The 402-nt window shown below is 62.4% G+C and carries 1 pseudogene; it reads right to left on the bottom strand.

Annotated elements, in window-relative coordinates:
* Positions 1-363: pseudogene (locus tag AC5ZGW_RS47320) on the bottom strand (flavin-dependent oxidoreductase); the annotation flags it as partial.
* Between the last annotated feature and the right edge of the window lie 39 nt (positions 364-402).

Below are 402 nucleotides of genomic sequence, written 5' to 3'. Positions count from 1 at the left end.
ATCAGCACCTACCAGCGCGTCGCCACGCTCCTCTGCTTCGGTGCCGTCGGCCAGCGTGAAGCGTGCCGTGACGCCGTCGTTATCTTGACTGAAATCCTGCAGGCGATGGCCGTTGCGCAAACTGCCGTTTGGCAAGCGGGCCTGCGCCGTTCCCCACAGAATGCGGTGCAACCTGCCACGATGGATAGAGAGCTGGGGCATATCGTGCCCGGCCCAGAGGCCACACGCGCTAGTCCATATCTGTTGTCCGAGATGATTCACATACCGCAGTTCGCGGGTGCGGATGGCGATATCGTCGAGGTCTCCTAACAAGCCGAGCGACATGAGCACGCGGGTGCTGTGCGGGAGGATGTTGATACCCACGCCGAGCTCCCCGACTTCCGTAGCCGCCTCGAAGACAGC

The organism is Bradyrhizobium sp. Crot121 (assembly GCF_059512385.1).
The sequence above is the reverse complement of the archived record's forward strand: the minus strand, read 5'-3'. Positions and strand labels throughout refer to the sequence as shown.